Annotated in this window: 20 protein-coding genes and 1 pseudogene; 7 read left to right on the forward strand and 14 right to left on the reverse strand. The window is 35.9% G+C overall.

Translation table 11 applies throughout. The features are described from left to right. Positions 1 to 2 precede the first annotated feature (2 nt). The gene (gene tdeA, locus HMPREF1052_RS02080) at positions 3 to 1394 is read left to right on the forward strand and encodes a toxin/drug exporter TdeA (RefSeq protein WP_005759204.1); all 1392 of its coding nucleotides are present in this window, start codon (positions 3 to 5) and stop codon (positions 1392 to 1394) included. Positions 1395 to 1533: 139 nt separating this feature from the next. On the opposite strand, the gene cspD is transcribed toward tdeA, so the two are convergent. Together cspD and topA are read right to left on the reverse strand one after the other, a co-directional pair. Beyond that, positions 1534 to 1743 carry a cold shock domain-containing protein CspD gene (cspD, locus tag HMPREF1052_RS02085; protein WP_005759081.1) on the reverse strand — a complete coding sequence of 70 codons (210 nt, stop codon included), beginning with the start codon at positions 1741 to 1743 and terminating at the stop codon, positions 1534 to 1536. Positions 1744 to 1979: 236 nt separating this feature from the next. Continuing rightward, positions 1980 to 4586 carry a type I DNA topoisomerase gene (gene topA / locus HMPREF1052_RS02090; protein ID WP_005758915.1) on the reverse strand — a complete coding sequence of 869 codons (2607 nt, stop codon included), beginning with the start codon at positions 4584 to 4586 and terminating at the stop codon, positions 1980 to 1982. A 210-nt stretch (positions 4587 to 4796) separates the two neighbouring features. Between topA and HMPREF1052_RS02095 the strand changes: the two genes are divergently transcribed. Further along, positions 4797 to 5690, forward strand: coding sequence for a LysR family transcriptional regulator (locus tag HMPREF1052_RS02095; RefSeq protein WP_005758855.1), 894 nt, complete (start codon positions 4797 to 4799; stop codon positions 5688 to 5690). A gap of 28 nt (positions 5691 to 5718) precedes the next feature. On the opposite strand, the gene recD is transcribed toward HMPREF1052_RS02095, so the two are convergent. From recD to HMPREF1052_RS02125, 10 genes and pseudogenes are all read right to left on the reverse strand, one after another. Next, positions 5719 to 7605, reverse strand: a complete 1887-nt coding sequence (recD, locus tag HMPREF1052_RS02100; protein ID WP_005759275.1) for an exodeoxyribonuclease V subunit alpha — start codon at positions 7603 to 7605, stop codon at positions 5719 to 5721. A 9-nt stretch (positions 7606 to 7614) separates the two neighbouring features. Beyond that, positions 7615 to 11259, reverse strand: a complete 3645-nt coding sequence (gene recB, locus HMPREF1052_RS02105; protein WP_005758972.1) for an exodeoxyribonuclease V subunit beta — start codon at positions 11257 to 11259, stop codon at positions 7615 to 7617. 143 nt (positions 11260 to 11402) lie between these two features. Beyond that, on the reverse strand, positions 11403 to 13595 hold the full coding sequence (locus HMPREF1052_RS02110) for a type III restriction-modification system endonuclease (RefSeq protein WP_005759048.1): 2193 nt from the start codon (positions 13593 to 13595) through the stop codon (positions 11403 to 11405). Continuing rightward, positions 13596 to 14504: a DNA methyltransferase gene (locus HMPREF1052_RS11440; protein ID WP_005759179.1), complete on the reverse strand. Its 909-nt coding sequence runs from the start codon at positions 14502 to 14504 to the stop codon at positions 13596 to 13598. Between the two features lie 165 nt (positions 14505 to 14669). Next, positions 14670 to 15014, reverse strand: a complete 345-nt coding sequence (locus HMPREF1052_RS11445) for a DNA methyltransferase (protein ID WP_231284606.1) — start codon at positions 15012 to 15014, stop codon at positions 14670 to 14672. Then, a complete protein-coding gene (locus HMPREF1052_RS11450; RefSeq protein WP_005758841.1) occupies positions 14942 to 15493 on the reverse strand; it encodes a hypothetical protein in 552 nt (183 codons plus the stop codon). Before HMPREF1052_RS11450 ends, HMPREF1052_RS11445 begins: the two co-directional genes overlap by 73 nt. Before the next feature lie 207 nt (positions 15494 to 15700). Further along, positions 15701 to 15811 (reverse strand): annotated as a pseudogene (locus HMPREF1052_RS11625) (IS1595 family transposase); the annotation flags it as partial. After that, the gene (locus HMPREF1052_RS11685) at positions 15789 to 16007 is read right to left on the reverse strand and encodes an IS1/IS1595 family N-terminal zinc-binding domain-containing protein (RefSeq protein WP_430017914.1); all 219 of its coding nucleotides are present in this window, start codon (positions 16005 to 16007) and stop codon (positions 15789 to 15791) included. The pseudogene HMPREF1052_RS11625 and the gene HMPREF1052_RS11685, both read right to left, overlap by 23 nt. Positions 16008 to 16189: 182 nt before the next feature. After that, positions 16190 to 16546, reverse strand: a complete 357-nt coding sequence (locus HMPREF1052_RS02120; protein ID WP_005758816.1) for a DsrE/DsrF/TusD sulfur relay family protein — start codon at positions 16544 to 16546, stop codon at positions 16190 to 16192. A gap of 15 nt (positions 16547 to 16561) precedes the next feature. Further along, positions 16562 to 17872: an NCS2 family permease gene (locus tag HMPREF1052_RS02125; protein ID WP_005759116.1), complete on the reverse strand. Its 1311-nt coding sequence runs from the start codon at positions 17870 to 17872 to the stop codon at positions 16562 to 16564. 303 nt (positions 17873 to 18175) lie between these two features. Here HMPREF1052_RS02125 and HMPREF1052_RS02130 point away from each other — a divergent pair, with 303 nt between their 5' ends. Beyond that, on the forward strand, positions 18176 to 18499 hold the full coding sequence (locus HMPREF1052_RS02130; protein WP_005759106.1) for an HI1450 family dsDNA-mimic protein: 324 nt from the start codon (positions 18176 to 18178) through the stop codon (positions 18497 to 18499). Positions 18500 to 18542: 43 nt separating this feature from the next. Here the strand turns inward: HMPREF1052_RS02130 and bioD are convergent, their stop codons facing one another. Next, positions 18543 to 19271 carry a dethiobiotin synthase gene (gene bioD / locus HMPREF1052_RS02135; protein ID WP_005759238.1) on the reverse strand — a complete coding sequence of 243 codons (729 nt, stop codon included), beginning with the start codon at positions 19269 to 19271 and terminating at the stop codon, positions 18543 to 18545. A gap of 143 nt (positions 19272 to 19414) precedes the next feature. Between bioD and moeA the strand changes: the two genes are divergently transcribed. The 4 genes from moeA (at position 19415) to yedF (ending at position 23106) form a co-directional block, all read left to right on the forward strand. Beyond that, entirely contained in the window at positions 19415 to 20644 is a 1230-nt protein-coding gene (moeA, locus tag HMPREF1052_RS02140) for a molybdopterin molybdotransferase MoeA (RefSeq protein ID WP_005758888.1), read from the forward strand. 6 nt (positions 20645 to 20650) lie between these two features. Next, the gene (moeB, locus tag HMPREF1052_RS02145; protein WP_005759108.1) at positions 20651 to 21376 is read left to right on the forward strand and encodes a molybdopterin-synthase adenylyltransferase MoeB; all 726 of its coding nucleotides are present in this window, start codon (positions 20651 to 20653) and stop codon (positions 21374 to 21376) included. 209 nt (positions 21377 to 21585) lie between these two features. After that, positions 21586 to 22800 (forward strand): selenium metabolism membrane protein YedE/FdhT, encoded by a 1215-nt coding sequence (yedE, locus tag HMPREF1052_RS02150; protein WP_005759009.1) that lies wholly within the window; start codon positions 21586 to 21588, stop codon positions 22798 to 22800. Between the two features lie 36 nt (positions 22801 to 22836). Then, positions 22837 to 23106 carry a sulfurtransferase-like selenium metabolism protein YedF gene (yedF, locus tag HMPREF1052_RS02155; protein ID WP_005758852.1) on the forward strand — a complete coding sequence of 90 codons (270 nt, stop codon included), beginning with the start codon at positions 22837 to 22839 and terminating at the stop codon, positions 23104 to 23106. Positions 23107 to 23224: 118 nt separating this feature from the next. Here the strand turns inward: yedF and purF are convergent, their stop codons facing one another. Beyond that, on the reverse strand, positions 23225 to 24742 hold the full coding sequence (gene purF / locus HMPREF1052_RS02160; RefSeq protein WP_005759083.1) for an amidophosphoribosyltransferase: 1518 nt from the start codon (positions 24740 to 24742) through the stop codon (positions 23225 to 23227). Positions 24743 to 24749: the final 7 nt, after the last annotated feature.

Below are 24749 nucleotides of genomic sequence, written 5' to 3' on the forward strand. Positions count from 1 at the left end.
TAATGTTAAAACTTACTCAATTAGCCTTAACAGTTTTGTTCTCCACAACCCTAGTCAGTTGTGCAAACATTGATGATTCATACAAAGCATCGCAAGATGATTTTAAACAATATGAAGAAGTTACAAAACAATTCAATGTCAAAGATAATTGGTGGACGTTGTATAATGATACACAACTCAACCGACTCGTTGAACAAGCCTTATTAAATAATAAAGATTTAGCTAAAGCAGCAATTTCTGTTAATGCTGCACTTTATAAAGCAAATTTATTAGGTGCAAATTTAGTTCCAACGTTTAGTGGTTCTACAAGTTCTTCAGCAAGTCGTGCAACACATCACTCCACACAAACTGTAGCAAATAATGCCTCAACAATTAGTCACGGTGCCTCATTAAGTGTAAATTACACTCTAGATTTATGGCGCCGTTTAGCCGATGCCGCATCAGCTGGAGAATGGACATATCAAGCGACTCAACAAGATATGGAAGCTACTCGCCTTTCATTAATCAATGCTGTGGTTGTCACTTATTACCAGCTTGCTTACCTAAATGATGCGATTGCGGCAACGAATGACACCATTAAATATTATTCGCAAATCAACACCATTATGCAAAACCGTTTAACTCAAGGTGTTGAAGATCGTGCGAGTACCGATCAATCTCAACAAGCATTACTTACAGCTCGTAACAATTTAATTAATTATCAAACAACACAAAAGACCGCAGAACAAACGCTGCGTAATTTACTGAACATAAAACCAAATGAAGCATTAAATCTGAATCTACCCCATATTCTTAATGTGAAACTCGCAGGGGTAAACTTAAATGTACCTATTTCAACTATCGGTAATCGACCTGATGTACGAGGCTATTTATATCGTTTAAATAGTGCATTTAAAGATGCTAAAGCGACACAAAAGAGTTGGTTCCCTGAAATTACTTTAGGTGCTGGTCTTTCTTCAAGTGGTAATAAAATTAGTAATGCATTAGATAATCCAATTGCCGTCGGAACGGTAGGTATTAGCCTCCCATTCTTAGACTGGAATCGTGTAAAGTGGAATGTCAAAATCTCTGAAGCGGCTTATGAGACAGCTCGTATTAACTATGAACAAAGTATTACTACTGCATTGAATGAAATCGACACCCACTACTTTGCTTATACTCAATCACAACAAAATTTTAGCAATTTACAAAAACGTTATGACTATGATAAACGTATTGCTCAATATTACAAAAATCGTTATGACGCAGGCGTTTCAGATTTAAAAGATTGGCTATCTGCAATCAATACTGAACGTTCTTCGCAAGTTTCCATCTTGAATGCAAAATATAGTGTTATTCAAAATGAAAATGCGATTTACAGTTCAATGGCGGGTTATTACACACCTAAATATTAATATCGGTATTGTAGAAATAAAAAGTACGGTTAGAATTTTTAAAATTTTAACCGCACTTTTTTTTATAAATAAGATAAAAAGGCTGGTGATTAGCCCAGCCTTTTCAAATAAAATGACAAATAAAGAGTGTTTAGTGAAATTATTCTACAATAGGAATAATTTTGGTAGCGTTTGAACCTTTTTCGCCGTGAATAACTTCAAAATTAACTTTTTGACCTGCTTTTAACGAACGATAACCATCCATCTCAATTACTGAATAATGCGCAAAAATATCGACATCACTACCTTCTGCGTTAATAAAACCAAATCCTTTTGCATTATTAAACCATTTTACAACACCGACTTCCATAAATTACCTCTAATGTGGCTTTTAGTCTTTTCAGACAACGTTACTACTCAATAAGACTTAGTATGCCTTATTTCCTAAACGGCTCTTATTGTCGATAAAATGTAATTGATTATCAACAATCAAATATTGAAAATCCAACGGAGATCACAAAATTAATAGCAAAATAAAAAGAGTAACTTAAATAATCGCATATTAAGTTACTCTTTAGTAAGAAAAGTATTGTCATTAAAAATGAATTATTTGTTGCGTGGTATCCATTTACCATCTAAATAATCTACAATCCATTTTGTTGCTTTACCATCTTTTTCAGAGGTGACATATTGACGTTTTTCTTTGCGACTGAAACGAATAATTGCCTCATTACCTTCGGGATCTGTTTGTGGTGCTTCAGCTAAATAACGCAACTTTTCAGGCAAACGTTCTTTAAATTTCGCTAATTCAGCCACTTTAGGCGCTCTTGTTTCACGAGATTTAGGGAAGTTATGAGCTGACATAAATACACCGCTCGCACCATCACGTAATACAAAATAAGCATCTGATTTTTCACATTTTAATTCTGGGAAATGTGTTGGTTCCTCTTTTGGCGGGGCAACTTCACCATTTTTCAAGATTTTTCTGGTATTATCACAATTTGTACAAGCCATATATTTACCAAAACGACCAAGTTTTAAGTGCATATCCGCACCGCATTTATCACATTCAACAATTGGACCATCATAACCTTTAATTTTGAATGAACCTTGTTCAATGACATAACCATCACAATTTGGATTATTACCGCAAATATGAATTTTACGAGCAGGATCAATTACATAACTATCCATAGCTGTACCACATTTAGGACAACGCTTACGTTCCATTAATGCTTTAGTTTCTGACGCTTCATCTAATACATTTAATAGTTCAGCTTCAGGAATTAAATTAATTGTGGTTTTACAACGCTCTTTAGGTGGCAATGCATAACCTGAACAACCTAAAAATACACCAGTGCTTGCTGTACGAATTGCCATCGGACGATTACAAGTTGGGCATTTAATATCTGTCATCACCAAACTATTAGGCTTCATTCCTCCTTCAAGTTCATCTAATTCTGCGGTAGTTAATTGACTAGAAAAATCTTTAAAGAATTGGTTTAATTCTGTTTTCCAATTTTTTTGACCATTAGCGATTTGGTCTAACATATCTTCTAAACTTGCAGTGAAATCATAACTCATTAATTCACTGAATGATTGATTTAGACGATCTGTAACAATTTCGCCCATTTTTTCAGCATAGAAACGACGATTTTCGGTATAAACATAACCGCGGTCTTGAATCGTTGAAATAATAGTTGCATAAGTTGAAGGACGACCAATACCACGTTTTTCTAACTCTTTTACTAATGCAGCTTCGGTAAAACGTGCTGGTGGTTTAGTAAAATGTTGAGAAGGTTGTACTTCTTTTAACGTTAATTTGTGGTGTAATTCAACCGCTGGTAATTCTTGGTCTTCAGGTGATTTGGTGGTTTGTGGTAATACTTTTGTCCAACCATCAAAACGTAAAATACGACCTTTTGCTTTAAGCGTATAATCGCCAGCCGTAACTGTTAATGTAGAGCTATCATATTGTGCCGCTGTCATTTGACAAGCCAGTAATTGACGCCAAATCAAATCATATAAACGTACAGCATCTTTTTCCATTCCATGTAAATGATCTGCATGCACATTCACATCTGATGGACGAATAGCTTCATGAGCTTCTTGTGCATTATCTTTACTTGAATAAAAATTAGGCTTTACAGGAAGATATTTAGAACCAAAATTTTCCTCAATGTAAGCTCGAGTCATATTTAATGCATCTTGGCTTAAATTAGTTGAATCCGTACGCATATAAGTAATATAGCCTGCCTCATATAAGCGTTGAGCTAACATCATTGTTTTCTTCACACTAAAGCCTAAACGGGTACTGGCTGTTTGTTGTAATGTTGATGTGATAAAAGGCGCTCTTGGTTTTGATGTAGTCGGCTTAGTTTCTAAATCTGAAACTACATAATCCGATTTTTCTAAAAAATCTACCGCACTTTTAGCATCTCTCTCATTCTTAGGTGAAAATTTCTTGCCTTTATAATCAGTAACATCTAAACGAATCTGTGCTTTATCAGCCGTTTTAGTAACTACTGCCACTTCCCAATATTCTTCTGGTTGGAAAGCTTTAATTTCTCGTTCACGTTCAACTATGAGTTTTACTGCAACAGACTGTACTCGACCTGCTGATAAACCTCGAGCGACTTTTTTCCATAGTAATGGAGATACCATAAAACCCACAACACGGTCTAAGAAACGACGTGTTTGTTGAGCATTAACACGATCCAAATTTAAATGTTCAGGTTTTTCAAAGGCTTGTTTAATGGCATTTTTAGTAATCTCATTAAACACTACTCGACTAAAACGATCATCATCACCACCTATTACTTCACGTAAATGCCAAGCAATTGCTTCTCCTTCTCTATCCAAGTCGGTTGCAAGATAAATATGATCCGCTTTTTTAGCTAATGATTTGAGTTCAGCGACAACTTTTTCCTTTCCTGGTAAAATTTGATAATTAGCCTTCCAACCATGGTAAGGATCAATCCCCATACGTTTTACCAAGGCTTTTTGTTCTTTTTCCGCTTTAATCGCTTGTTTTTGTTCTGTGCTTAATCCTTTGGTTGAAACTGGCTTATTTTTTTCACCTGTAGCCGTACCAGCAGTGGGTAAATCACGGATATGCCCCACGCTAGATTTCACTACATAATTGTTACCTAAATATTTATTAATGGTTTTCGCTTTGGCTGGCGATTCCACAATAACCAAGGATTTTGTCATTTCTCTTACCTGATTTTTTTTGTTTGGTGTAAAATTCTGTTTAATTTTGTAAATTAGCTTTATATTTGAAATCTATCCAGTATGATACCCGCTTTTAAAATTGGTATGGCTGAGATTTATCAGTTTTACTGGACATATTTCAAATATCGCCGCTATATTGCCCAACTCTCTATAGCTAGGTCAACAACTTTTTTATAAAAGGTGAAATAAATGGATAAACTCAATGCAATTTCTGTCTTCTGTCGAGTCATTGAAACACAAAGTTTTACTCAAGCAGCCGCATTAGAAAATATTTCAGTGGCCATGGCAAGTAAATTGGTTGCCCAATTAGAAGAACAGTTAAAAACCCGCCTATTACAACGAACTACCCGAAAGATTGCACCTACTGAAGCAGGTTTAGTTTATTATCAACGCTGTCATCCTATTTTAGTTGAGTTAGAAGAAGCTGATTCAAGTATCAGTGATCTCTCTTCCTCTTTACAGGGAAATATTGTTGTTTCTATTCCAATGGATTTTGGACTTCGTTTTATCGCACCAGTTTTACCTAGTTTTATTAAAGCAAACCCAAATTTACATGTTGAAGTAGAATTCAGTGATCGCCGTGTCGATTTAATGTCAGAAGGATATGATATTGCATTACGTATAGGCGCACTACAGGATAGCACATTAGTAGCCAAAAAGCTTGCTACAACCACCATGCATTTTGTTGCCTCCCCTAAATATCTTACGGAATATGGTATTCCAAAACAGCCAGAAGATTTAGAACATCATCATTGCTTACTTTACAAAGCCATAGGAAACCAAATTTATTGGGAGTTTGCTCACAATGGTAAAGTTCAACGTATCAAAATGCGTTCAAGAATGATTTGTAATAATGGATTAACTTTAGTCCAAATGGCAAAAGATGATTTAGGCATCATCAATTCTCCTCGTTTCTTAGTTGAAAAAGAACTTAAATCAGGCGAATTAATTGAAGTATTGCCAGAATATAAACAACAACGATTAGATTTACATGCTGTTTATCCTCATCGTCGTCATTTAGCGGCAAAAGTTAAAGCCTTTATTAAATTCCTAAGCCAATTAAATTTGGGAGAAATGGCTTAATCATTTCAATCAACAAAGCGTTTTTTTGTTATTTAGCGAGTAAATAACTTAATCCGCTTTGTCTTTTTACTTGATTTTTTACTGCTATTTGCCAAATATTTTTACTAGCAAATACAGTAAACTGTTCCTTGGCTCGTGTAATGGCCGTATAAATTAATTCTTTTGTGAGTACTGGGTTAAATTCCATAGGTAAAATAAGATAGGTATGAGCAAATTCAGACCCTTGAGATTTATGTACCGTCATTACATAAGCAGGTTCATGGCTAGGTACACGGCTTGGCAATATGTGCTTGTATTTACCCTCACCTAATTCAAACCAAACTTTACCATGAATAAATAAGCCAATATCTCCATTATATAACCCGACATTCGCATCATTTTGCACAATCATTACTGGTTTACCTTGGTACCACTCACGGCTATATTTAAAGTTCACTAAGCCTTTCCGACGCAATTGTTCAGCAATCATTTCGTTTAATGATTCAATTCCTAAATCTCCCATACGTAAAGCCGCTAGGAAACGTACTTTTCTGAACTGTGCAAAAATTTTTTCTATATCAGCTTCTGTCAATTCTGTTAATTTTGCTGATCGAGTTTCAATTTCCCGTAAATACAAAGCATATTCTTCTATAGCTTTGTTCATAACATTAAAAACCGATAGTTTACGTTTATGTTCTGAATCATGTTCTAAATTGATAAATTCAATTTGTTCGTACTGTTCAAACAATGCAAGACTTTCTGCTGCTTTACGTTGATTGACTGAATTCGCTAAAATACCAATAGCAGATTTATTGGTAAAACGACGACTCTCCGTTAAATAACATAAATAATCCCTAATCTCATTGCCCTCAGTATGGTTATCGACTAATTGAGCATCTGTCACAACATTTAAATATTGAATATGTTCTGAGCTATAACCTTGATTTAAAAACTGACCTAATTCCCCCAAAATTGCTCCCGCCTCTACAGAAGCTAATTGATCTTTATCACCTAATAAAATCAGTCTGGCTTGTTTAGGTAACGCTTGCAATAAACTAGACATCAAGGAGAGATCGACCATCGATGCTTCATCCACAATTAACAAATCTACAGGTAAGGGATTTTGTGCATGGTATTTAAAATGACGGCCACCTAATAAACGATGAATAGTCATCGCCTCTGTGGGAATACTACTTCGCAATTGTTCGGGGAGCACCATACTTCCTAAGGCATTTTCAATACTTTCGGTTAAACGAGCGGCCGCCTTTCCTGTAGGTGCTGCCAATTTAATTAATAATTTTCCTTGGTTTAAGGATTGAAGTGCCACCAGCAAACGTGCCACAGTATAAGTTTTCCCTGTGCCTGGACCACCTGAAATCAAACAGAATTGCTGACGAAGAGCGGTAGCAATAGCAATTTTTTGCCCTTGATTAGAATCAGCATTTTCTTCAATAATCGACCTAACTTCATTATTTGCCAATTTATCCGATAAAATTTTGCTATTTATGACCGCACTTTTGAGATACTCTGCAACTCGATATTCATCTTGCCAAACTCGATAGAAATATAATGCATTAAATTGAAAGACTAAAGGTGAAATAGAGGTTAATGGCTCTGAAGTGAAAGCATTGTGACGTTGTAATTTAGTTTGCCATTCAGATACAGATAAATGCTCAATTTTATCATCAATTTTATGTAAAATATCCTTAAATTCTGATTGATGTAAATTAAATAAATTATGTTTTAGAGTCTCATCTAAAAATAGACAAGTATTTCCTTGTTGATGACTGTAATTACAAAGTGCCGCTAATAATATCGCAAGATTTTTTTCTACCTCAGAGCTTGCATTTTGTTTATCTGCAATCATCTTGGCAAAGTAATAATCTCCTTGGCTAATAATCTTGTTCTGTTTTAATTGAAATAAAATATCTAACATAGAATAACCTTAAAATAGCTTATCTAAACATTCAATCAGTGCACGCTGAGGTTTATCAAAATACACTCCATAGTTTGCATTTTTACCATTCATGCCACGAACAAAACAATACAATATACCACCAAAATCCCGATCATAATTATAGTTTGGCAAACGTTGTTTTAAATAACGGTGCATTGCCACACTGTACAATAAATATTGCAAATCATAATGTTCTTGCTTTATCGCATGAGATAAATGTTCTTTTGCGTAACAATTCAAATGATTACCCAAAAAATTGGATTTATAGTCAAGCACATAATATTGACCATTATGGCGGAATGCTAAATCGATAAATCCTTTTAACATTCCTTTAATTTGCTCAAACTCATAATATTCTGATTGAATAGAATGATATTGTGCAATTATCTGATTAAACGCTTTTACATCTAAAGTATTTTCAATTTTTAAATAGAATTGCATTTCTTTTACACAATCCTTTAGATTGAGATTAGATAAACTAAAACTGTTAGCCTGTAATAATGGCGTGGTTAACAATTGGTTCATCCACTGAATAAGAGGTTCTTTCCAGGATTTCTCTAATTGCACTATTTCCAATAATCTATCAATCAAGACATCATCTAGTGGTTTGCTAAAATCTTGCTTTTCGAAGAAATAATGCAGTGCCGTTCCCACCGCCATACCACGTGGAAAATCAAAGGGTGAATAGCCTACAGGATAATCTGTGACGTTGTCATTTAACTCAACATTATTTTCGATAAAATCCATAGAGAGTTCTGAATCGACATCTTTTGCACTATCTAAAATTTCTGAAAATCCTACCGCACTTTCAAGAGTTAATAATTCAGTAGGTTTATTTTTGGCATGAGATAAGTCATTCATACGTTTTAATGAACTGAAACTATTTACTCCCCAATCTCGTTCAATATTGCCATGGGAAATTTTAGCTTGATATTGTTTGGCTGGCTTCTCTGGTGAATACATTTCGCCTTGCACTTCATCTATGTTATAGCGTGCAATATTTTCTTGATTCACTTTTTCTACTAAATGATCTAATAAGTCAGTTGTACAATATTTTTGTTTAGGCGCATCTAAACCAATTTCACCTTCTGATAAGGCATATAACAATGCATTCCACTGAGCAGAAAACTCGTTAGCTAAACCTATCGATAAATGATATTTCGCTCTCGTTAATGCCACATAGAGTAAGCGCATTTCTTCAGCATAACTTTCTTTAATCACCGCATCATTGTGTTGTTTTTCCATATCCCATAGGACGGATTGCTTTTCTTCATTATAATAAGTCGCAATGGTGCTATTATTCCCCTTTGCTTTAGCGCCAATAAAAGGTAACCATACTATAGAATATTCAAGCCCCTTTGATTTATGGATAGTGACAATTTTTACTAAATCTTGCTCACTTTCTAAACGAAGTGCCTGTTCATCTTGACGATTTTCACCACGAATCTGACGTTCAAACCAACGTAATAACGCTGAATCACTTTCATTTAATGCTGTAGCCTCTTGTAATAATTCAGCTAAATGAAGTAAATCGGTTACACGACGTTCACCATTAGCCATATTAATCAATTTTTGTGGAATTTGCTCAGCTAAGAATAATTGATGCAACATTGCTAAAACACCTTGATGTCGCCATGTTCGTTGATAATTCAAAAAACGATTAATCCATTGTTCCCAATCATTTTCATTTTGTTTTAAATGCTGAATTTCTGCACTTGTTAAACAAAATACTGAAGTGGCGATAGCATTTAATACGTTGCGTTCACTAAACGGATTTAAACAAGCTTCTAAAATCAATAGCAATTCTTTTGCTTCATCACAATCAAATACATTACTTCGATCAGATAAATATACCGAGGAAATGTTAAATGCCTGCAGCGCATTTTTGACTAATCCAGCTTCATAACCGTTACGGACTAAAACCGCAATATCTTTAGGTCTAAGTGCCTCTAGTCCCTTATCTGTACGAAACCCCGTTTTATTTTGTAACGCCCCCATAAGCCATTGAGAAATAGTTTTTGCACAAACTTCTGCAAGTTGTTCATTAGAAGGATTATCACCTAAATAAAAACCTAACGGAGCTTCTGTATTTCCATTTACTTCAAAACGCCCTTGTGGTTTACCTGCACCTACAGCTAAGAAATCAATATTTTGATATAAGAAAGGTTGTGTATTAGTAAAATCAAAAATTTGATTAACTGAATGAAGAAGATTTTCTTCTGAACGATAATTTTTATTTAAGGTAAAACGTTGTTTAGCTTGTTCTGCGGCTTTAAGATAAGTGAAAATATCCGCACCACGAAATTGATAAATCGCCTGTTTAGGATCGCCAATCATCACAAACCCCGTATTAGCATTTTGAGGCGCAATATAAATTGTCGAGAAAATTTTATATTGCTGGCTATCCGTATCCTGAAATTCATCGATCATAGCAAAAGGATATTGCTGTCTAATAAGTTGGGCTAATTTTTCTCCATGAGTTGAAGTCAATGCTTCTTTTAATAAACGCAATAAATCGTCAAAACTCTTCTCTTGATGATTAAGTTTATAATCTTTAAGTTGGGTTTTAATCCATTGAATATAATGATAATAAAACACCTGAACATATAATGGATGATTTTGATATTTAATAACCACTTTATCTGCTGATTCAAACACAGCATGTGAAACAGGTTGATCTTTAGTAAGATAACTATCCATAGCTGATTGATTAAAATATTTAGACAGCGCTTCGGGTATAGATAGATCCGTAGGATTATTTGCCCATTCTCGAATAGCTTGAAAACGCCCAGGTAAATGATTAGATTTAAAAGAAGCACCTTTAATTAATTTTTTATCTTTTGCTTCATCAATTAATCGAATAATTTCTTCTTCATGTGCTAACCAAGTGGCTTTTAATGCATTTAATTCATGAATATCCTTTTCAATATATTGATGAATAAAATCCTCAAAATTTAAAGCTAATAATTTAGGATCGACTATATCAATACCTATTTCATCATTAGTAACAAATTTCTGAATTTTCTTTAATAGTTCTGCTGGCGTCCCTAAATGATGATAAATGTAATTAGTTGCTTCAAAAGATAAAGGATAAAAATGTTCTCTCCACAGTTCATTAGTAAGACGAGTTAGCAACGCTGATTCATCAGTGACTAATTCAAGATTAAAGTGAATACCAGAATTAAACGCATATTGCATTAACATTCGACGGCAAAAACCATGAATAGTATAAATCGCAGCTAAATCCATATTTTGCTCGGCGATCTTTAAACGCTGAATTGTTGCTTTTAAATCTAACTGTTCAACAACATCTACAATAAATTCATTATCAGTTTTAATAAATATAGCTTTGTCTTGATTCTCTGAATATTGTTCAAACTGTTGTTTAGCTAAATGAATTCGATTACGAATACGTTCACGCAACTCTTGCGTTGCAGCCTCTGTAAAGGTGACAACTAAAATTTCTTCCACCGATAAAGGCTTATTAAAACAATTTTCCCCTATTTGCAGTAACAAACGCAGATATAGCGAAACCATCGTAAAGGTTTTACCCGTACCCGCAGAAGCCTCAATTAAAACAATGGAGTTTAAAGGTGTTGAAATAGGATTGAGTGGAAAAAATTCTTTCGTCATATGAATAAATATTTTAGCTACATATAATATTCATTTTAGCAAAAATCCTATTAATTTGAAAAATTCTTAAAAATCTAACCGCACTTTTACACATAAAAAGCCTATATTCTTTGGAATATAGGCTTTTTAACTATCAATATGGTTTAAACATAATTAAAAACTTTACGGTAATTCATCGTGTTAATCGGCTCAAAGCTGTCATCAAAAACACTGTCATTTTTGACCACACTTAATAAACCTTTGCTGACCTTGATTTCGCTTTGCACCGTGCGTATGCCTGTTGGTGTGAATTTGTTGGCATTGTCGCGCAGGTATTGCGTGAATAATGCCAAAAATGCCGCTTCATCTTTGATTTTGTATTGCAACAAGGCTTTTTGGTTAATCGTTTCCCACAAGGCTTTGAGTTCATCGTATTTGCCCACGCGCATTTTGACTTTGCTGGTTTTATCGCCCGAACGGGTAATTTTGCCGTTTTTCAGGCTGCCTGAAACTTCAAACGCTTTGGGAAACATTTTTTTGGTTTCGGCAAAACCCTTTTCCACAAAAAAATCATTGTCATCAGTCAAATCCGCCAATTTATGGCGTATGCTTTTCTTGCTTTCATTGGGATAGGCTGCCAAGATTTTTTCAATCAATTCATCGTTTAATGCGGCAAAAACCATCGGTTTTGCCACCGCACTATTGACTTCGGCGGTCAATTTTTCCACAAAATCGCTTTCGTTGCTGTCCACAAAATAGTTTAAGAAAAATTGATGGTCTTTGACCCTTGCCATATATTCGTTCACAGGCAAACGCAAGTCGCGCCCTACTTCCTGCAATTTACTGGTTTCGCTGCCGCTGGAACGCAATTTGCAAATCTGAAACACATTCGGATTATCCCAACCTTCGCGCAACGTCCATTTGGAAAACACAAAACGGCGCGGATTATCCAGCGACAGCAATTTTTCTTTATCGTGCAGAATTTCATTCACTTCCTGCTCGATTTTGTCGTCTTTGTCGCTGTTGTCTTGGGAAAAATAACCGCCGTGGGTTTGGGCAATGTCCTTTAACGCCCTTTGCCAATACTGGCGCAAAAAATCATTGCTTTCGTTTTTCAGGCAGCCTGAAAGTTGGCTTTTTTCATCACGATAACCTGCAATATCGTCAATAAAAAACAAGGTCAGCGGTTTAATCCGTCCGCCGCTGCGTGTGAGTAATTGTTTTTCCAGCGCAAAATGCTGCCGTACCGCTTGGCGCATCATTTTGTCGCGCACGGTATCGCTGTAAGAATAAGGGTTAATGCCATCGCCTTTTTTCAACTCCACGCCATTACTTAATACCAGCGTGGTTTTGTTCATTTCTGCCACAAACAAATCGTCAATTGCCTGATGAACACAGCTTAAATTATCGCCTTTGCTTAATTTAAATTCTTGTTTATTTAAAACAAAAGTCGCTTCTTTGCCGTCTAAATCCAGCAATTTAATCCGTTCGCCATTGTCGCCGTCAATCTGTTCGGTAAAGGCGCGAATGCCTTTGACCAAATCATCATTAAACGCGTCAATCGCGGTTAGGCGATACAGCAAATTTTCAAATTGATTATTAAACGTCGCACCATAACGCAAAATAAATTGGGCATTGAATTTCAACAAATTTTCCCAAGTTTTTTTGTCTTTGGGGAATTTATGCGGCTCGTCCACAATCACAAAGGGCTTAACCGCCGCTAGTGCCTCAAACGGCACGGCGTATTTATCCTTAATCAAGCGACTGCCGTCATTGCCTTTATCCTTGCCAGCCATCGTGTCGGAATTAATCATTCCAGCATTAATCAGCAAAATATGGATTTTTTGCTTGTCGTCAGTTTCCACAAAACGCACGATTTCCGCTGGCATAAAGGCTTTTTTTGCCTTGGCTTTTTGGCTTTCCACCACATACAACTTAATTTCTTTTTCGCAATAACGCCCGGCAAAATCCTTGCGAAAATGCTCGGCAAGTGCGGTGCTTTCTAGGAAGTTTTTTGTGCCAGCCTTAATGGAAAGGGTCGGCACAACCACAATAAACTTAAACACGCCCAAAGTGCGGTTGAGTTCAAACATCGTTTTGGTGTAAGTGTAGGTTTTGCCCGTGCCTGTTTCCATTGCAATATCAAGCACATTGCTGCCTGAAAGCGGCACATCATCTACGCTGTTAAACTGCTGAATTTGGCGTAAATTATCGGCTTTCAGGCTGCCTGAAAACACGATTTCGGGGTTTTCATCACGGCTGCCCTGTTTTAAATGCACGCAGTCAAACAGGCTCAAAACCGACTCAATCGCCTTTTCTTGGTGCGGTAAATTTTTTTCGTAAGTAAAACCAGCCATTTACACCCTCACCAACACGCTTAAATTGCTTAACCCTTTTTTATTGGCATAGGTTTTCACTGCTTGTGCCAATTCTTTTTGCATTGCGCTTTCCATATTTTGGCTAAATAACACAATGCGTTCGGGGATAAAATCCTTGTCGTTATCCAATTTTTCAATCAAAGCTTTAACGCATTCGGACGAAAAACCGCTCGCCAACAAATACAAATGCTGACGGCAGTAATACGCCGTATAGCCTGCCAAATCAATGGTTTGTACCTTTTCAGGCAGCCGTGATCCGTCATAGACACGCCAAGTGGTGAAAAGCGTGTGTAATTGTTCATCGCTCAACATAGCGTTTTGCGTATAGGGTAATTCAGGCTGTGTCGGGTTAAAATCCGTATCCAATGCAGTCTGAAAATTCAGTTCGGTTTGGAAAATTTTAAAGCCCAAATCGCCTGAATAATCAGGGTTTTCCGTTTTGATTTTGGCGGCGGCTAATTCAATTCTTGCTTTGGTAATGCCAAAAATGGTTTGATAGCCAGCTTTGATAGCTTCTACTTTAGGTTTTTCTGGAATTTGAATACAAATAAAACGGCGATTTCCTTTGTCATTTTTATTCATATCCATCACGGCGTGGGCGGTTGTGCCAGAACCTGAAAAAAAATCTAAAACCAAATGATTATCGGTAGATGAAGTAGCTAATTGTAAAATTCTTTTTAATAAAGTAATTCCTTTAGGGTCATTAAAAATTCCTTTTCCTAACAAATCGGCAACTTCTTCATTATTTCCATGTGAATGCCCAACTTCTTCATATCCCCATAACGTTCCGCAAGTTACACCATTGCGAACTTCGCTAAGATATGTTTTTTTGTCTACTCCTCCATTCTTATTAAAATATAAAGCTCCTTCTTCATATAATTCTTGCAATCGAGCTTTTGAATATCTTGGATAGCGACCTGTTGGAGCTGTCCATGTTATTCCATTTGAAAATTCAATAGTATAAATTCCATTTTCAGTTCCACTTCGTGCATGAATTGGAGTTGCTTTCCAAGCACCTTTCGGGTCATTATCACGATTTTTATAATCTTTATTCTATTTTTCTGTTCTTTCTAATAAATTTAGAGAGAAAATCGTTCTACTTTTTGAATAACACAGAATGTGTTCATGTTGATATGAAATGTCCGTATCATTGGAAACGGTATATTTATTGTTCCAAATAAAACTGCCAACAAAATTCTCTTCCCCAAACACTTCATCACACAAAATCTTTAATTGCGCCTGTTCATTGTCATCAATGCTGATAAAAATCACGCCATCATCGCGCAACAATTCACGCGCAATATACAAACGCGGATACATAAACGTCAGCCACGCGCTGTGGGAATTGGATTTTTTCGCGGTAAATTCCAGCACACGTTTGGCGTCTCCAATCTCCATACCGCCCAATTGCGCCAAAGTTTCAGGCGTAAATTTGCGGTCATCTTGATAGACAAAACCTCCGAACCAGTGTTATACGGTGGGTCAATGTAAATCATTTTGACGGCGTTTTTGTAGGCGTTTTTCAGGTGTTTCAACACTCCCAAATTGTCGCCTTTAATCAGCTGGTTTTCGCTGTTGGTATTTTCAGTCTTTTGATTGTGTTCAATATTTTCAGCCAGCAAAGTTTCAGGCGGCGTGTCTCTCAACACTTTGGCATAGGACTTACCCAGCCAATTTAAGCTGTAACCTTCTTTTTGAGTGGTAACGCCTTTTGCGTGCAATTCTTCCGCCATTTTTTCAGGCAGGAATGCGCCATGTTTGTCAAAGCAGTTGGGGAAATGCTGTTTTAAGAATGCCAGCCGTTCGTTTTCGCGCGGAGCTTGGCTTTCAGGCTGTGTGTTTGATGAAAACAAGATTTCTTGGGTAATGTTACTCATTGCATTACCCCTTGTTTTATTGAGGAACTATTGAGATTTAGTGTACAATTGTGCTGTGCTGTGCTGTGCTGTGCTGTGCTGTGCTTGCCATAATTACGCCTTTCGTAAAAACTCTAGTTAAACAGGAACAACAGGAAGTTAATAAACCTATGCTTATTTAATGGAACACAAGATATTCGAATAAAATTCAGCAATTCCACTTTTTTATAAGGCACCGAGAATTTTGTGTCGCCAGTAAAATGCAGTTTGTAGTGTGATACCGCAAATCTGTGCATATTTGCGCAGTAGATATTTTTCAACCATGCAATGAATGTATTTTCCCTAATAGCAATGTTTTTTGAGAACCATACATAATTGTTCCTGTCTGTTCGACAAATGATTTTTTGCAATTTGAATTGCAGCAGAGATGCTTTTGATGACCGCATTTTTTGCTATTTTTAACAAAATGAGTTGACTGACAATGTAGGCAGCAAGCGATCTGTTTGGGTTTTGCCACTTTTTTTAATCTCATCATTCTGAGAAACTAAAATCAAAAATTGTTATTTTTCATCATCTGAAAGGTTATTTGAACAACTATTTCAAAATATCCAATACTCTTGCGATGTCAGAGATGATAAAATCCCTTACGAATCAAATCTCTATAAGGGATTTTATTAGATTGAACCAAATTTATCAACCGAATATCAAAACACGGTCTTAAAAATTAATCACTTTATCTGCCCATAAGGTCCATTCAGATACATCATCTAAAGTCCCTAATACTACACCTTTTACTAATGGCAAATGAGTGATACCTCGTGCTTTTGTACAACTTGTGCAAAGCTTCACTTCTGCACCTAAACCTGTTAACACTTCTAAAGTTTGTTGCACATTTGACCCATCATTTGGAGCTTGTCCTGCCAAACCTGATAATACAGAATCAGAGAAACAGAACACTTTCACTTCGACTTCTTTCGGGTGTTCTTCAATCAAATTGATTGCAAAACGTAATGCGTTAAATGCTTTTTCTGTACCATAAGGTGATTCATTTAAAATAAATAAAAGTTTTTGCATATTAAAGCCTTAGGATTATCCAATCCAAATAAATTTCAGTAAGAATAAAAGTGAAACCACCCATACTGGTGCATTCACATCTTTCCACCGTCCCGTACCAATTTTCATCACACAATAACTAATGAAACCAAATGCAATACCTTCCGTAATAGAATAGGTAAATGGCATCATCGCAGCAGTAATAAATGCGGGTGCAGCTTCAGTCAGATCTTGCCATTGGACTTTAATCAAACTTGATGCCATTAAAATACCAACATATACTAATGCTCCCGCCGTTGCATAAGCTGGAACGAGCCCTGCTAATGGTGAAAGAAAAATGGTTAATAAAAATAATACACCAACGACTACCGCAGTTAAACCTGTCCGTCCACCAACAGAAACCCCTGATCCACTTTCCACATAAGTACTAATGGCAGATGTACCTATTGATGAACCAATAACAGCACTGACACTATCCACATATAAGGCTTGTTTCATTTTAGGAAAGAGTCCTTTTTCATCAGTAATGCCTGCTTTTTCTGTTACCCCAAGCATAGTGCCTGATGAGTCAAAAAGATTCACTAATAAAAATGAAAAAATAATCCCTAATAACGCAGTATCTAACGCACCAACAATATCTACTTTTCCTACTACTGCATCTAAGCTTGGTGGCATAGAAACTAAACCACGATATACTACATTTTCATCAAACTGTAATGCCAAAGCAGTAATCACAACAATAGAGACTAATACACCAGAGAAAATATTACGGGCGGCTAATACCACAATAATAAAGAAACCTAAAATTCCCATAAGTACTTTAGGATCATGTAAATTACCTAACGCAACGAGCGTTGCAGGGTTGGCTACCACTAATCCCATATTTTTAAAACCAATTAACGCAATAAAAAAGCCAATTCCTGCACCTATACCAACACGCAATGCAAGAGGGATAGAAGAAATTAGCCAATAGCGAATTTGAAATAAGGTTAAGACAAATAAGCCAATTGAACCCCAAAAAATGGCGCCCATCCCGACTTCCCAAGAATAACCTAATTTACCTACGACAACATAAGCGAAAAAGGCATTCAATCCCATCGCTGGAGCTAAAGCAATAGGTAAATTACTAAATAGCCCCATTGCAATGGTACCAAAGGCTGCAATTAAACATGTAGTCACAAATACAACTTGCTTATCCATACCAGCATCACCAAGCACTGAAGGATTAACAAATACGATATAAACCATTGTGAAGAAAGTAGTAATTCCTGCAATGATTTCTGTTTTTGTGGTAGTTTTATGTTGATTTAATTTAAAAAAATGTTGAAGAAATGATTGATTTTCCATTAGATGTTTCCAAAAAAATTGAAAAAAGGGTTAATGAAAAACAAGAATAATAAGATTGGTGTTTTTCCTTTGGATTCTATCAAAATATTTTTCATTCTGCTATGAATATTTACAGCTTCTTAACAACAAATTTGTGACAATGTGCGGTGAGTTTTTGAAAAATTATTTCCTATCAATAAGTATCAGAAGTCATTAAAATTCCAGGACAGTGGCTTTTATATGCAGAATATGAATGCTTTTTATTTGACTAAAATTAAGCTATGATGTGCCAACTAAAGATTACCGTTTAATTGGAAAAGGATAATGACAAAACAAATTTCGAAATTACAGCCAGATGCTGCTATTGATATAGCTTATGATATTTTTCTTGAAATGGCACCTGAGAATTTAGATCCTGCTGATATCATGTTATTTAATTTACAATTTGAAGATCTAGGAGCTGTAGAATTTGTTGAAACTGCGGACAACTGGGATGAAGAAATTGGTGTTTTAATTGATCCTGATGAATACGCTGAAGTATGGATCGGCTTAGTGAATGAACAAGATGAAATGGATGATATTTTTGCCAAATTTCTCATTTCTCATCGAGAGCAAGATCGGGAATTTCATGTAATTTGGAAGGCATAGCAAAAGAAAGGCTTAAGTATTATTTTTTACTTAAGCCTTTTATTTATTTCAATAATTCCGTTTTCATATACGTCAATCTTTCAATATCTGTAATATAATGTCCTAATTCTTGAGTTTCAGGTTTATGAAGATAAGGAATTTTACCTAATAATGGCGCATTAATCCGATGACTTAAGTCATCAATAATCTCCGCATAATGACCCAACATTGGGTTAATTCGATTCGCAACCCAACCTAACAACGGCAAGCCCATTGCTTCAATAGATTGCACTGTCAGTAAAGCATGATTAATACAACCCTCTTTAATCCCGACAACTAATACTACTGGCATATTTTGTTTTACTGCCCAATCTGCAAAAGTATAGTGTTTATTGATCGGTGTAAGCCAACCAAAAGTACCCTCTACTAAAATTGATTGATATTGTGAAGATAAGCGTGTTAGATCAGCATTAATTTTCTCAATATTAATACGTTTTGTATCTTCTGTTAACATTGGCATAGTATGCTCAAATGTGTAGCTATTAATATCTTCATAACTCACTTTTTCATGAGTAGAATTCATTAATACTAAAACATCATGATTATCTCGTTTACCATAATCATCTCGTGGCCCATTCTGAGCATCAATATACACAGGTTCATCTTGCCCACACGCAAGGGGTTTATATCCAACGGTTTGAATGCCCACATTTTGCATAGCCTGAATAATTGCACGGCTTACTGTTGTTTTCCCAACATTTGTATCCGTTCCTGTTACAAAAAAAGCACTCATAAGATCCATCCCCTTCTATTTATGTTTTAAAATATTAAAATATTTTTTAGGAATAAACATTGAGCTATCACAAGTTTTTAGCAATTTTTTAAATATTTCTATATACTTATCAATAATTTTTTTGAAAACAGGATTTAACCCAAATGAATGCTTTAATTTCGCTTGAACAAGCTTTAGATAAATTAATGACCACAATTCCATCACCATCTCTTGAAAATACTGAAACGCTCTCTTTAGCACAAGCTCAAAATCGGATTTGTGCTCAACAGATAATTTCTCCTATCAATGTCCCTTCATTTGATAATTCAGCAATGGATGGTTATGCAGTACGTCTGGCTGATTTAGAAAAATCACTTACCCTCAGCATCTCAGGCAAATCATTTGCTGGTATTCCATTCGAAGGTGAATGGACAGCCCAAAGTGCCATTCGAATTATGACGGGCGCAATGATTCCAGCGGGTACAGATGCAGTGATTATGCAAGAAGAAGTCATTGTTAACGAAGATGGTTCAATCACGGTTTCTCAATTACCTAAATTAGGACAAAATATTCGCCGTATAGGCGAAGATGTAAAAAAAGGAGACGTGGTCTTAAATATCGGTGCGGTGTTAAATACAGTTTCATTGCCATTATTAGCCTCCCTTGGTATTCCTGAAGTCAAAGTATTCCCTCGTTTAAAAGTTGCTGTACTTTCTACGGGTGATGAATTAGTTCCCGTTGGAAAACCACTTGGCGAAGGTCAAATCTATGATACCAATCGTTTTGCAGTAAAACTTATGCTCGAGCAATTAAATTGCGAAATTTTAGACTTTGGTATCCTGCCTGATAATGAAGAACAATTTGAAAAAGCCTTTATTGAAGCACAACAACAAGCGGATCTTGTTATCACTAGTGGTGGAGTTTCAGTTGGTGAAGCTGATTTTACTAAAACCGTTTTAGAAAAAGTAGGACAAATTAACTTTTGGAAATTAGCGATTAAACCTGGAAAACCTTTTGCTTTTGGTAAATTGCCTCATGCTTGGTTTTGCGGTTTACCTGGTAACCCAGTTTCTGCATTAGTCACTTTTTATCAATTGGTGCAACCTGTTATTGCCAAATTGAGTGGAATTCAAAACTATAAACGACCTCAACAGCTTATGGCAATCTCAGTGAACAAATTGAAAAAATCACCAGGTCGTTTAGATTTTCAACGTGGTTTCTATCATGTTAATGCTCAAGGGCAAATTGAAGTACAAGCGGTCGGATTACAAGGTTCACATGTTTTTGGTTCATTTGTAAAAAGTAATTGTTTTATTGTGCTTGAACGTGAGCGTGGCAATGTTGAAGCTGGCGAAACAGTGACTATTGAGCCTTTCAATCATTTATTAGGTTAATTTATTATGACTGAACTTACTCATGCTGAAGAGCTCCGTTACAATCGACAATTGGTATTAAAATCCATTGATTTTGATGGGCAAGAACGCTTAAAAGATAGCAATATGCTAATTGTAGGTTTGGGAGGGTTAGGCTGTTCTGCAAGCCAATATCTTACCGCCGCGGGTGTTGGCCATTTGACCTTATTAGATTTTGATACCGTGTCACTTTCTAATTTGCAACGTCAGGTTCTTCATACAGATGAACGTATTGATATGCCTAAGGTAGAATCTGCGAAGATGGCTTTACAATCAATTAATCCTCATGTAGAAATTAGCACCATTAATGGATTATTATCTGAAGAAAAATTATCTGAAATCATACCGCACTTTGATGTGGTTTTAGACTGTACCGATAATGTAGATACGAGAAATCAACTAGACACTTGTTGCCAGCAAGCTAAAGTTCCCTTAGTTTCAGGCGCAGCAATTCGCATGGAGGGGCAGATTTCAGTATTTACTTATGAGCCGCATACTCCAACTTATCATTCATTGAGTCAATTATTTGGAGCCAATGCCCTCAGCTGTGTAGAAGCAGGCGTACTCTCTCCTATTGTTGGTGTTGTAGGCTCATTACAAGCATTGGAAGCCATAAAAGTGCGGTTAAAAATCGGAAAAAATTTATGTGGGCGACTTCTCATGATTGATGGTCTTAATATGGCGATTCGAGAAATTAAATTACCTGCAGCTTAAAAATAATGTCTGCCTATCAGGCATTATTTTTTTATCTTATTTTAAGTCTTTTCTTTCTGCTAAGTATTACGTAAAATACACTTCGTCAATTTTCGACATTCATTTAGTTATATCGCAAGTTTTGTGTATAGGAAAATGAGTGAATCACTGTCCCATGACATCTTCCCATTTTATACCATTCTTGCAATTTCTTCTTATTGGATATTTTTATGAAAGAGATTTTGCAACAATTCAAACAAAATTATTTAATCAAATATTGGAATCCTATCGTTGCGGTTACCGCTGCGGGATTAATTTCTGCCTATTATTTTGGTATTACTGGTACTTATTGGGCAGTTACAGGTGAATTTACACGTTGGGGAGGTCATCTTCTACAATTACTTGGAGTCAATGTTTCTGAATGGAGCTACTATAAAATCATTGGTATGCAAGGGACGGTGTTTACTCGTGTTGATGGGGTTATGATACTCGGTATGTTTGCTGGTTGCATTTCTGCTGCTCTTTGGGCAAATAATATAAAATGGCGTAACCAACCTCATAAGCGACGTATTATGCAAGCATTAATTGGTGGCGCATTAGCTGGCTTTGGCGCTCGTTTAGCCATGGGATGTAACCTTGCATCATTATTTACAGGAATTCCTCAATTTTCCGTTCATGCCTGGTTCTTCACTCTTGCTACCGCAGTTGGTACTTATTTGGGTGTAAAAGTGACATTATTACCGATATTTCGTGTCAAGCTTACCCTAAAAAAAGGAGCCGCAGAGTTAAAGGAGAAAGATCCTAAACAGGCGACACGGCGTTTCTGGATTGGAATGCTAATCTTTTTTGCCTATTTACTTATTTCACTGTATGTCATGCAATCTTCTATAAAACTCGGTTTTGCAATGCTTTGTGGACTCGCCTTCGGCTTGTTAATTGAGCGAGCACAAATTTGTTTTACCTCTGCATTCCGTGATTTATGGGTCTCTGGTCGTTCTTATATGGCAAAAGCCATTATCTTTGGCATTCTTGCTGGAACTATTGGCGTATTTAGTTATATTCAGCTCGGCGTACCTGCCAAGATTATGTGGGCTGGACCCAATGCAATCATTGGCGGTTTATTGTTCGGTTTTGGCATTGTATTAGCTGGGGGATGTGAAACTGGCTGGATGTATCGTTCAATGGAGGGACAAGTTCACTTTATGTGGGTTGGCGTGGGAAATGTGGCAGGATCTACCCTACTTGCTTACCTTTGGGATGATCTCGCACCTGTACTCGTATTAAATTATGAAAAACTCAATTTATTAAAAACTTTTGGCTCAGTAGGTGGGTTATTGATTAATTATGGACTATTAATAATTTGCCTTATTGCTGTAGTGTGGTGGGAAAAATATTTTTTAGCCAAAGCAAAAGCTAAAATTATCACTAAAACAAACTTAGCTTAAATCAGCTGTTAAATTTAAATAAATAAGGAAAACACAATGACATTCACTATCATTCAAAAATTAGACAAAGATCCGAAAGATATCACACCAGATTATACATTGGATACCTTAGGTGAACCTTGTCCCTATCCTGCAATTGCCATGTTAGAAACGATGCCTGAATTAAAACAAGGTGAAATTCTAGAACTACTCAGCGATTGTGCTCAATCTATTAATAATATCCCTGTTGACAGTAAAAATCATGGCTATACATTATTAAGCGTTGAACAAGATGGCACAACATTGCGTTATTTAATTCAACGTTAGGTTATTCATCTTATTAAACAGAAGCTATAATGATATTTTAACAAAAATTCATTTTATAAAAAAAGCGATCATATCTAATCATATGATCGCTTTCGAAAATGCATTTAATAGATAAAATTTAATTTTCGTTATGAATCTCTAAGTATGCAGCATTAGTTTCACGTTTTTTCTTTGCTTTATCATTACGTTGTTTATCAATATTATCAAGGTATTCATCATTAATATCCCCTGTAATATATTGTCCTGTAAAGACAGAACAATCAAAAGCTTTAATATTAGGATTTTCTTGTTGAACTGATTTCACTAAATCATCTAAATTTTGGAAAACAAGCTTATCCACATTTATTAGCTTTGCCACTTCCTCAACAGAACGACCATAAGCAATCAACTCGTGCTTGCTTGGCATATCAATACCATACACATTTGGATAACGAATTTCTGGTGCCGCAGAAGCAAAATAGATTTTTTTCGCACCTGCTGCACGTGCCATATTAACAATTTGTTCAGAGGTTGTTCCCCGAACTATAGAATCATCTACTAATAAAACATTTTTACCTTTAAATTCCGAAGCAATCGTATTTAATTTACGACGAACAGAGCTTATTCGCTGTGCTTGTCCAGGCATAATAAAAGTACGGCCGACATAACGGTTTTTCACAAATCCCTGACGATAAGGTTTATTCAATACATTAGCAATTTGTAGAGCAATATCTGTTGATGTTTCAGGAATAGGAATAACTACATCAATATTATCCACCTCATCCTTCCATTCACGAGCAATCTTATGGCCTAAACGCTCTCCCATATGTACACGAGCTGCATAAACAGAAACGCCATCTATTATTGAGTCTGGACGTGCAAAATAGACATATTCAAAAATACATGGATTTAATTTGGCATGTTCAGCACATTGTTCCGAATAAAGTTTACCATCAAAGGTTACATAAATTGCTTCACCAGGTTTTACATCTCTTACAAATTCAAATCCTGCTACATCCAAGGCTACGGTTTCAGATGCAAACATATATTCTGTTACGCCATTTTCCTCATGTTTTCCTAACACTAAAGGACGAATACCATTAGGGTCGCGAAAAGCCACCATACCATGATCAATAATCATAGCAATACAGGCATAAGCACCTCGAATATCTTGATTAGTCGCTCGTATTGCATTAAAAATATCTTGGGGTTCTAATTGATACTTTTTAGTATCATCAAGGTGATTAGCTAAGATGTTTAATAGTAATTCAGAATCAGAATTAGTATTCACATGACGACGAGCAATATGAAAAAGCTTTTCTTTTAAGTCCGAAGCGTTTGTCAGATTACCATTGTGAACAAGCGTTAAACCATAAGGAGAATTAACATAAAATGGCTGAGCTTCCGAAACACTTGAATCTCCTGCTGTAGGATAACGAACATGACCAATTCCAGCATGACCTTGCAAACGTAACATATGGACTTGTTGAAATACATCGCTGACCAAACCATTTGATTTACGTAAACGAAAACGGTTTTCATCATCTACAGTAACAATCCCCGCAGCATCTTGTCCTCTATGCTGCAATAAGATCAATGCAGCATAAATTTTTTCATTAACAGGGGTTTGACTTACTATTCCAACAATACCACACATTAGTGCT

It is taken from the genome of Pasteurella bettyae CCUG 2042, from assembly GCF_000262245.1.
GTDB classification, from domain to species: Bacteria; Pseudomonadota; Gammaproteobacteria; order Enterobacterales; family Pasteurellaceae; genus Basfia; species Basfia bettyae.